Source organism: Paenibacillus darwinianus (assembly GCF_000598065.1).
GTDB classification, from domain to species: domain Bacteria; phylum Bacillota; class Bacilli; order Paenibacillales; family Paenibacillaceae; genus Paenibacillus_I; species Paenibacillus_I darwinianus.
Genome location: NZ_KK082164.1, coordinates 21,871 through 31,110, shown reverse-complemented (window position 1 = coordinate 31,110; position 9,240 = coordinate 21,871). Strand labels below are relative to the sequence as shown.

Below are 9,240 nucleotides of genomic sequence, written 5' to 3'. Positions count from 1 at the left end.
CCGCCAGCTTCGCGCCCAGCTGACCCGCCAACGACGAGCGGACATCATTGCCGCCGAACGCCGCGAATGCCCGGTCGCCGGCAATGACGGACCCGTCCGCCAGCATCACGCCCTTAAGCTGGTCGTCCTCGGCCAGCACCTGACGAATCGGCTGTTCGATATAGGCGATGCCCTGCTCGATCAGACCCGTCAGCTTATCGACGGACACCGGCTTCATCTCGTGATTGATGCAAACGATGTTGCGCGTCCAATGCGTCAGCTCGAGCGCCATCGATACGCTCGCCTCACCCGCGCCGAGCACGAGCGTGCGTCTGTCCGCAGCCTCATACCCGTCGCAATCCGGACAGACAAACACCGTAATGCCAAGGCAGGGCCGAAGCTCCGGCAAATCGGGCAGACGATCTTTGACCCCCGTGGCAATCAGCAGCCTTTGGGCGCGAACCTCTGCGAGATCGTCCACCATCACGAGGAAGTGCTCGCCTTCCCGCTTCGCCGCCGTACCCCTTCCCTGGATAAATTTCACGCCCAGTCGTTCGGCCTGTCGGCGGCCGACTGCTCGCAGCTCCGGTCCGCTGATGCCTTCCGGAAAGCCAAGCAGGTTGTGATACCTGCGGCACATCGTGGAACGGCCGTCGGCCGCGTCGATGACTGCGACGGAATGGCGGTACCTCCCGAGCTGGACGGCAGCCTGAATACCCGCAATGCCGCCCCCGACAATCGCGCAATCGTACAGCATGAACGGACACCTCCCGTTTATAAGCCGTTTTCTACATTATACCGCCGGTGCCCGGCCGCTAAACTTTGGCGCTTGAATCGTCTATACATAAGATGATCCTATCAGGCGAAATACCCGGTATGTTAAGCCGCAGCAGGCATATACTAGAATACGCTGGCGGCGAGGGAATCGCTCCCTTTTGACAATCTCCGTCTCGCCTATCTATAATAGATTCTATTCATGTAAAATTTAATCGTTAAAGCTTTTCCATTCTCAGGCAGGTGCGGCTTTGCCGTGCCGGGCCTGTTTCCCTTGCAAAGGAAGGTGCGTTACCGTGCAACCGACATGGATGGGCAAGACGTGGAGAGTTGTCGGCTCTCGGCCGTTTATCTTGTTCTCGGTCATCCTGATGCTCAAGGTATATCTGGCGTGGTTCGTCGTCTTCGAGAAAACTCCGCCGCTGTCGCCGTTCGTGACGGAGATCCCTTTTATCTGGATCGTGTTCATCCTGATCGAAACGTTCGCGACCAAACGCAAAATGCTGTACTACCTGCTCTCCAACCTGCTTCTCACCTTCATTCTGTTCTCGGTGATGATGTACTATACCTACTACGGCGTCATCCCGACGTTCCGGGCGCTGGAACAGGCGAACCAGACGACGGCCGTCAGCAACAGCGTAATATCGCTGCTTAAACCCTATTTCCTGTTCATTTTCACCGATATCGTCATATTCAGTTTCCTGTTTTTCCGCAAGCGGAAAACGCCTGTGTGGCAGTCGCTGAATTTGCGCCGGGAAAAACGCGGCCTGCTGATCGGCCTTTTCACGATTTCGGTCGTCATTTGCCTGATGAACATTCTGCCGAATCGGGCAAGCATGAACGAACGCGTTAAAGCCGGTGAGATGGGCATTCTGAATTACGAAGCTTATGCCTTTCTGGCCGACGAAGATACCGAGCTGATCGATAAATCGGAAATTACGCAGGCGGCGGTCAATCGGCTGAAAGGCATCGATACGCCTGCGAATCCCAAGTACGAAGGCATCGCCAAGGGCAAAAACCTGATTATTATCCAGATGGAATCCTTCCAAAATTTTCTCATCAATCTGAAGGTGGACGGTACGGAAATCACGCCTAACCTGAACAAGCTGGTGAACGGCAACTTCTATTTCCCCCGCTTCTATCAGCAGGTCGGGCAAGGCAACACGTCGGATGCGGAATTCGTCGTCAACACCTCGTTCTATGTCCCTCCGACGGGGGCGGCAACCATGCGCTATGTGGATAAGGTGCTGCCGAGCTTGCCGAGGCTGATGAGCGCGGAGGGCTACGATACGGCAACGTTCCATACGAACGTCGTCGACTTCTGGAACCGCGGCGAGCTGTACAGCTCCCTTGGCTGGGACCGATATTACGACGCCGAGTTTTTCGGGCGTGAGGATCCCGTGTTCTTCGGCGCTTCCGACGAAGTCCTGTACAGTAAAACCGCCGATGAGCTGAAACGGATGAACGATTCCGGCAAACCGTTCTATTCCCAGGTGCTCGCGATGTCGGGCCATCATCCGTTCACGATTCCGGAGAAGAAAATTCGGATGACGGTACCCGAACGCTATCAGGACACCTTGGTGGGCGACTATCTCGAGGCGCAAAATTACGCCGATTACGCGCTTGGCCAATTCATTGCCGAGCTGAAGGCGAACGGAGTGTGGGAAGACAGCATCGTTGTCATCTACGGCGATCACCTCGGCCTGCCGATCTATTCGCTCAGCGACGAGGAAAAGGATCTGATGGCCGAGATTTACCAACGCGAATACGGTTATACGGATATGATCAATATCCCGCTTGTTATCGCTTCCGAAGGCTCTGGCGGCGTCACCTATCCCGCTGTATTCCGGCAGCTGGCCGGTCAAGCCGATGTGCTGCCGACGATCGCCAATCTGATGGGCATCCCGCTCGACGGGCAGCTCCATTTCGGTCAGGATATTCTGAACCAGAGCTATAACCTTCTTCCGCAGCGTTACTATCTGCCATCGGGCTCGCTCCTCACCGGCGATTCGTTATTTATGCCGGGCGTGGGCTACCAGGATGGACAGCGGTACCCGCTGTCGGGCAAAGCCGGCGACGAAAGCGTCGTATTCAACTTCGAGTACGAAAACGCGCTGAAGCTGCTGAAGCTGTCGAACAGCTATCTGCTGCAGCTGCCCGACAAGGAGAAGTCCGAGAAAAACAAATAAACGCTCCCAAGCGTACCGTCACTTGGCAAGCCCAAAAAACCGCCCTCCGTCAGGTACGGAAGGCGGTTTAAATTTACTGCTACGGAATCAATAGGCCGTGCGGCCTTGCCATTTGTCTCCGGCTTCTTCTTACAGTACCCGTGACAGAAATGCGCGGGTACGCTCGTTCTTCGGCTTGTCGAACAGTTCCTCCGGCGGTCCCTGCTCCACAATGACGCCGCCCTCCATGAACACCACGCGGTCGCCGACCTCGCGGGCAAAGCCCATCTCATGCGTGACGACGACCATCGTCATCCCTTCCTTCGCGAGCGCCTTCATAACGCCGAGCACTTCCCCGACCATCTCCGGATCAAGCGCGGAGGTCGGTTCGTCGAACAGCAAAATTTTCGGCTCCATTGCAAGCGCCCGGGCGATCGCCACCCGCTGGGATTGTCCGCCGGACAGGGACGCCGGATAGGCGGCGGCTTTCTCCGGGAGCCCGACCTTCTCCAGCAGCTCCATCGCTTTCGCGCGAGCCTGTTCGAGCGGCCAATTCCGAACACGGACCGGCGACAAGGTGATGTTATCGACGACCTTTAAATGCGGGAACAGATTAAATTGCTGGAACACCATCCCGACCTCGGTGCGAATTTCGCGTATGTCCGTTGTCTTGTCCAGCAAGGAGCGCCCCTCGATCCGGATATCGCCGGATTGCGGCTGCTCCAATAAATTCAGGCACCGCAGCAGCGTCGATTTGCCCGAGCCGGAAGGCCCGATAATGACGACCACCTCCTGCCGGTCCACCGTCATATTGATATCGCGCAGCACCGTATGCTCGCCGAACGACTTCGATAAGCCCGTCACTTCGATGATCGGATTCATTTCCCCAATCTCCTTTCCACGTAAGCAAGCAGCTTGCTCAGGCTGTAGGTAAGAATGAGGTAGATGACCGCCGCCGTCATATAGGGCTCCCACATTCGGTAGTATTGGCCGCGCATGGAGTTCGCCCAGTACATAATTTCCGGCACCGCGATAAACGCCACCAGCGAGGAGTCCTTGATCAGCACGATGAATTCATTGCCGAAAGCCGGAATCATCCGTCTGACCGCCTGCGGCAAAATGACATGGCGCATCGCCTGCGTATGCGACATGCCAAGCGCCATTGCTGCCTCCATCTGTCCTTTATCGATAGACTGGATGCCTGCACGGTAGATTTCAGCCGAATACGCGGCGCAGTTCAAGGCAAGAGCGGCAATGGCGGCCGCAACCGCATTCGTGCTCCCCAGAAAAATCGGCACGAGCAGGAAGTGTACGATCATGATTTGCAAAATCAGCGGTGTACCGCGAAAAAAGTGAATGTAAGCCTTCATTGGAACTCTTAAATACCAACGCTGCGACATGCGGCCGATGGCCACGAGAAGCCCGCATATGGCGCCCAGCACAATCGCCACAATCGAAATGCCGATCGTTAACAAGGTGCCTCCCAAAAAATAAGGCGCATATTCCCAAATGAGATCAAACCGGAAATCCAGCACCATGACTCCCCTTCCATTCCTTTTACCCGAAAAAACATGCGCGACTGTACCGTCACGCATGTCTTCCGCCTACTTATTCAGCATTCAGCAGGTTATCGGTGTTTGGTTCTTCACCGAACCACTTCTTATAGACTTCTGTATATTTCCCGTTTTCAATGACGGCCTTGATCGCCGGATCGAGCAGCGCCTTCAGCTCGCTTCCCTTCGGAAGCAGGATGCCGTAATACTCGGGCGTAAAGTTCGCGGCATCGGCGACTTCTTTGAAATTTTTGTCCGGGTTGTTCTTTACATATTCACGGACGATGGCGATATCGGCAACGACTGCGTCGACGCCGCCGCCTTCCAGCTCAAGCAAGGCTACGGTATTGCTGTCAAAACGCTTCAGGTCCGCATTATTCTGGCCCATAATTTCGGTCATCAGCGTGTCCGCCGTTGTGGAGATTTGAACGCCGACCTTCTTATTCTTCAGGTCGAGCGCGCTTTGAACCGGGCTGTCCTGCTTCACCAGAATCATATTGATCGATTCGAAATACGGCATGGAGTAGTCATAGGTTTGCTTCCGCTCTTCCGTGATCGATACGCTGGAGATGCCCGCGTCGTACTCCGTACCCTGCTGGACGCTCGCCAGCATTGGATCCCAGCCGGTATTGACGATGTCGTATTTCAGGCCCGCTTCCTTCATGACGATGTCGAGGAACTCGACATCGAAGCCCGCGACTTTGCCTTTATCCATGAATTCCATCGGCGCGTACTGCGCATCGGTAGCGAATTTGTAAACCTTGGCTTCCGCTCCGCCGCTGCCGCCCTTGTCCCCGCCCTGGCCGCAGCCCGCGGCTATCAAAGCTATCATCAACGTTACAGCCACAACCCACAATGAACGTCTCTTCATGTCATGCCTCCCTATTGGACTTGCATAGTTAGTGAAAATTTTATCAGGAATCGACCGAAGTGGCAATTCTATTTTCATGGTAATGTAAGGTTGTTGGCATAGTTTGCCGTTTGTTCCCATATCCATCTGTTTCTTCAAGAAATCGATCCGCTTCAGACACCCGTTAAGATCCTCGTCGGAAATCTATAATACCTTGCCCGTTAAATTGTTCTCCCTCCCGCTCTCCCTGTTCGTTATACTGTAGTTGTAGTGGAATGATGCAAGTTACGGTGAAAACGGCCGAAGGAGGTGCTGTGCGATGAAAAAATGGAAGCGCTCGCTGTTGGCGCTTGCGGCCCTTGCCCTGTTCCTGGTCTTGTTCGGCTCCGCCGCATACAGCGGTACCGCGCGGCCCTATAACCGCAGCGGCATGCTGAACAATGAAGATCGGATCGCGCGCTATGCCGCAGGCGGTTGGCAGGTTCATTGGGGCCCGGCCGGAGGGGCGGGTGCGGCTTGGTCGGCTTTTACGCCGGACGATTATCCCGCAATGGCAAGCTACCGCGGCACGGTATGGCTGCGCACGGAGTTGCCTTCGCTTGCGGAATGGCGCGATCCCTATCTGTTTCTGCATAACATCAAGAACGTCGAGGTTTTTATCGATACGCCCGACAATCCGGTATACCGCTACCGGCCGGCCGGCTTTCAGGCTCGTTACACCTCTTTCATGAAGCTGCACCCGATTCGGCTGCAGCAAGACGATGCAGGCAAAACCTTATATTTGCGGATGGATTGGGACCGCCAGCCGGTGACGGCGAATTGGCTGATGATCGGTACCCGGATGGGGGTCGTGTTCGACTGGCTGGACTATGAGTGGAGGTGGTATGCGTTCGGCGTGCTTAGCCTGGCGCTCGGCATGATCTCTCTCTGCTTGTACGCCTGGCGGCTGCAGGACAACCTGTGCGGCTGGTTTGCGCTGCTCTGCCTATCCTCGGGAATCGGCTTCCTGCTGCTGTCGGTGTCTCTCCAATGGTTCCTTCCGCTAGCCGAATCGCTGTACTACTGGCGGGAACTGTTGCTTCCGGTCGCCTTACTGGCGGTTCTGGGTTTTTACGATGAAGCGCTGCAGCGCGCTTACTGCAAGCGGTATGGCTGGATGAAGGCGGCTGCGCTTTTATTCGCGGCAATCGCGGCCATAACCGCATTATTCGATGCGCCCCTATACGGACAAATCATGACGCGCTGGTTTCCTTTATTTTTCATTGCCGTGTTCGGCGCGATGTCGTACTCGCTCATCCGTCATGCTTTTCGCAGCTTAACGAGGGTGACGCTTTGGCTGACCCTCGCTTATTGCGTGCTGATGGCTGCCGCGCTCCTCCATCTGGCTTTCAATGCGACGCCGCAGACGCAGAGCTGGCTGCACCGTATTTCTCCGGCGCTGGCGGAACTCTCGACGCTGATTCTGCCCGTCGGCCTCATGGCCTTCATCGCCTGCCTGGCGGCTTTGCTGTTTATTCGCTATGCTGCAGAGCATGACCGTTTGCAAGCCTATGCCGTCGATTTGTCGCGCAGGTATGAAGCGTTGGAGAAGACGGCGACGACCGAGCTGTCTGGCAAAGAGAGGAGCGAACAGCCGCACCGTACCGCTGCGGAACCGGATGCTGCGCTTTATGGTGTGGCCGATTTGTCCGCGCCGCATACGGCCGTCGTCCCCGGACCGCCCTATGATCGGCCGGTTCGCCCTGACGGCGGCGCCATTTCGGACGGGCTGCCGCGCGCGGCGTTGTGGGCAACGCCGCGAACGGCGGTGCCGGAGGCAGCAGTCGCCGAGGAGGGGGACATAGACGTGAAAGCGGACGGGGGCAGCGGAGTGATCCGGGCGCTGAAAATCGGGCGCCAACCGTTCAAGCTTTCGGATGCGCTGCGGCACTTGATCGACAAGACGGCCGCGGAGAGCGGTGTCCGGATCGACGCCGACATCGACGCGCCCCGCTTGGACGCTGCGGATGGCATTCTGCAAAGATTAATTCTCGATGCGCTTCGGGAGGGATTAACGAACGGGCTCAAACACGGCGCGTGCTCCCACTTCCGCTTCCGGTTATCGGCGGCGCACGAACGGCTGAGCCTTCGGCTGTTCAACGACGGCGCGCCATATGACGAGGACAAGCCCGGTTTGGGCTTGTCCGCCATGATCGAGCGCGTCCGGCTGCTCGGCGGCGAAATGTCGATTGGAAGGCCGCCGGCGGCGATGGGAGTATCACCATCGGGCAAGCCATGGGGCTGCGAGCTTATTATCATTATGCCTTTTTCGCTGGGGGGCGGGTAAGACGAGGCGGCGTTAAGCCTGCTAAAAAGCGAAAGGCTTCCCTAGTCTGATTCTATCCTTACCGCCTCCACCGCGTCCGCCGGCCCGTAAGCGCGCCGATTGCGCCGATGGCGGCGCCGAGCAGGGCGCCCGCCCACACCTCGGCCGGCTGGTGGCCGATGTTCTCCTTCAGCTTCTTCTCGCGGCGCAAATGGTAGACGCCCGGCGCATCGCCGGCGAGCCGCTCGACGTGGGCATCCAGATCGTTCACCTGAATCGCGATTTCGCCGGCGTGCCGCCGCACATTCATCGCATCGTACATCACGATCGTTCCCAGCATCGTTGCCAACGCGAACGCCGGGGAGCGGAAGCCGCTCCGAATGCCGGTGTACACCGCGAGCGCGGCTACTCCGCTGGAGTGGGAGCTCGGCATTCCGCCGGATGTCACCGACTCGCGCAAATCCCACTCGCGGCTTCGCGCAAACGAGAACGGGATTTTCAACACTTGCGCTGCGCCTATCGCGGTCAACGCCGTAATGAGCCCCCGGTTCATGCCGCACCTCCCCGGATCCCGTTCATATCCAGCCCCATATCCAGCCGGTCCAGGCTCTCGAATTCATATCCCTGACGGCGAGCCTCGTCAATAATCCGGCCAAGCGCCTCCGCGTTGTCCTTCGATACCGAATGCAGCAAGATGACCGCTCCCGGATGCAGCTGCGACGTCACGCTGTCGAACGCATACTGCGCGCCGCGCTGCCGGTTCGTCTCCCAATCCTTGTAGGCGACCGACCAGAACACGTTCGTGTACCCAAGCTCCTTGCTGACCGCCAGCGTCCGCTCGCTGAAAATACCGCGAGGCGGGCGCAAAAATCGCATCTCCCGCTGCCCTGTCAGTTCCGCTACCGCCTGCTTGACCCGATTCAGCTCATCCCTGATCCGGCCATCCGGAATAGCCGTCATGTCCGGATGGTTCCACGAATGGTTGCCGACCAGGTGCCCCTCCTGCGCCATCCGCTTCAATAGCCCCGGCTGATCTTTAACGTAGTGTCCGGTAACAAAAAAGGCCGCAGGCACTTTTTTCGCGCGCAGTACGTCCAATATCGGCGCGGTGTACCCGTTCTCATAACCGTTGTCGAAGGTCAGATACAGCGATTTACGTGCCGGATTACCGGCAAAAATCGCCCCATGCCGCTGGAGCAGCGGCTTGAAACCTTCCTCATCGATCGAAGCGGGACTGCCGCCCCGGCTCTTCTTGAAGCCGAAATGATACGACTGCTCCAATGCCGCGGCCGCAGGCAGCAGCTTCGCCGGCGGCGCAGCCTGAACGCCAATCGTCGCCGCGACGGCGGCGCCGATCAGCAGCGCGGCCAACGGCCCCATAATCCTCATTCGCATGACTCAATCCCCCCGATTCGCCCAAGATGCCAATCGAGGATAATATGCCCCCCCGGCCGCCCGCCTTATACCGGCTGGCGCGTAAAACAAAGCCAGCCGCCGGCGAAAAACACAATGCGCCCAGGCGGATCAGGGGAACGGCTGCGCCGATCATGACATGTGCTGCTTAGTGGTATGCGCCGGATCCGTATCGGAGCCATTTTTCACAAGATTAAC

At 57.6% G+C, this 9,240-nt stretch carries 8 protein-coding genes; 2 read left to right on the top strand and 6 right to left on the bottom strand.

Features of this window, described 5'->3' with window-relative positions:
• On the bottom strand, window positions 1-736 hold a 736-nt coding region (locus tag BG52_RS09045; protein ID WP_051602305.1), incomplete at its 3' end, for an NAD(P)/FAD-dependent oxidoreductase.
• A 328-nt stretch (window positions 737-1,064) separates the two neighbouring features.
• On the opposite strand from BG52_RS09045, the gene BG52_RS09040 reads away from it, so the two are divergent.
• Window positions 1,065-2,942 carry an LTA synthase family protein gene (locus tag BG52_RS09040; protein WP_036582265.1) on the top strand — a complete coding sequence of 626 codons (1,878 nt, stop codon included), beginning with the start codon at window positions 1,065-1,067 and terminating at the stop codon, window positions 2,940-2,942.
• 129 nt (window positions 2,943-3,071) lie between these two features.
• Here BG52_RS09040 and BG52_RS09035 read toward each other — a convergent pair whose 3' ends face one another.
• The 3 genes from BG52_RS09035 to BG52_RS09025 all read right to left on the bottom strand — a co-directional run bounded on the left by BG52_RS09035 (window position 3,072) and on the right by BG52_RS09025 (window position 5,345).
• A complete protein-coding gene (locus tag BG52_RS09035) occupies window positions 3,072-3,794 on the bottom strand; it encodes an amino acid ABC transporter ATP-binding protein (protein ID WP_036582305.1) in 723 nt (240 codons plus the stop codon).
• 5 nt (window positions 3,795-3,799) lie between these two features.
• Window positions 3,800-4,453, bottom strand: coding sequence for an amino acid ABC transporter permease (locus BG52_RS09030; protein WP_036582302.1), 654 nt, complete (start codon window positions 4,451-4,453; stop codon window positions 3,800-3,802).
• Between the two features lie 76 nt (window positions 4,454-4,529).
• Window positions 4,530-5,345 carry a basic amino acid ABC transporter substrate-binding protein gene (locus BG52_RS09025; protein WP_036582262.1) on the bottom strand — a complete coding sequence of 272 codons (816 nt, stop codon included), beginning with the start codon at window positions 5,343-5,345 and terminating at the stop codon, window positions 4,530-4,532.
• Between the two features lie 298 nt (window positions 5,346-5,643).
• Here BG52_RS09025 and BG52_RS09020 point away from each other — a divergent pair, with 298 nt between their 5' ends.
• Window positions 5,644-7,650, top strand: coding sequence for a sensor histidine kinase (locus BG52_RS09020; protein WP_036582260.1), 2,007 nt, complete (start codon window positions 5,644-5,646; stop codon window positions 7,648-7,650).
• 58 nt (window positions 7,651-7,708) lie between these two features.
• Here the strand turns inward: BG52_RS09020 and BG52_RS09015 are convergent, their stop codons facing one another.
• Window positions 7,709-8,182 (bottom strand): divergent PAP2 family protein, encoded by a 474-nt coding sequence (locus BG52_RS09015; RefSeq protein WP_036582258.1) that lies wholly within the window; start codon window positions 8,180-8,182, stop codon window positions 7,709-7,711.
• Window positions 8,179-9,024 (bottom strand): delta-lactam-biosynthetic de-N-acetylase, encoded by an 846-nt coding sequence (pdaA, locus tag BG52_RS09010; RefSeq protein ID WP_051588177.1) that lies wholly within the window; start codon window positions 9,022-9,024, stop codon window positions 8,179-8,181. Before pdaA ends, BG52_RS09015 begins: the two co-directional genes overlap by 4 nt.
• Window positions 9,025-9,240 lie beyond the last annotated feature (216 nt).

Excerpts from the sequence above, each read along its gene's own strand:
- pdaA (WP_051588177.1), bottom strand. The coding sequence starts at position 9,024 with ATGCGAATGAGGATTATGGGGCCGTTGGCCGCGCTGCTGATCGGCGCC.
- BG52_RS09015 (WP_036582258.1), bottom strand. The coding sequence starts at position 8,182 with ATGAACCGGGGGCTCATTACGGCGTTGACCGCGATAGGCGCAGCGCAA.
- BG52_RS09020 (WP_036582260.1), top strand. The coding sequence starts at position 5,644 with ATGAAAAAATGGAAGCGCTCGCTGTTGGCGCTTGCGGCCCTTGCCCTG.
- BG52_RS09040 (WP_036582265.1), top strand. The coding sequence starts at position 1,065 with ATGGGCAAGACGTGGAGAGTTGTCGGCTCTCGGCCGTTTATCTTGTTC.
- BG52_RS09025 (WP_036582262.1), bottom strand. The coding sequence starts at position 5,345 with ATGAAGAGACGTTCATTGTGGGTTGTGGCTGTAACGTTGATGATAGCT.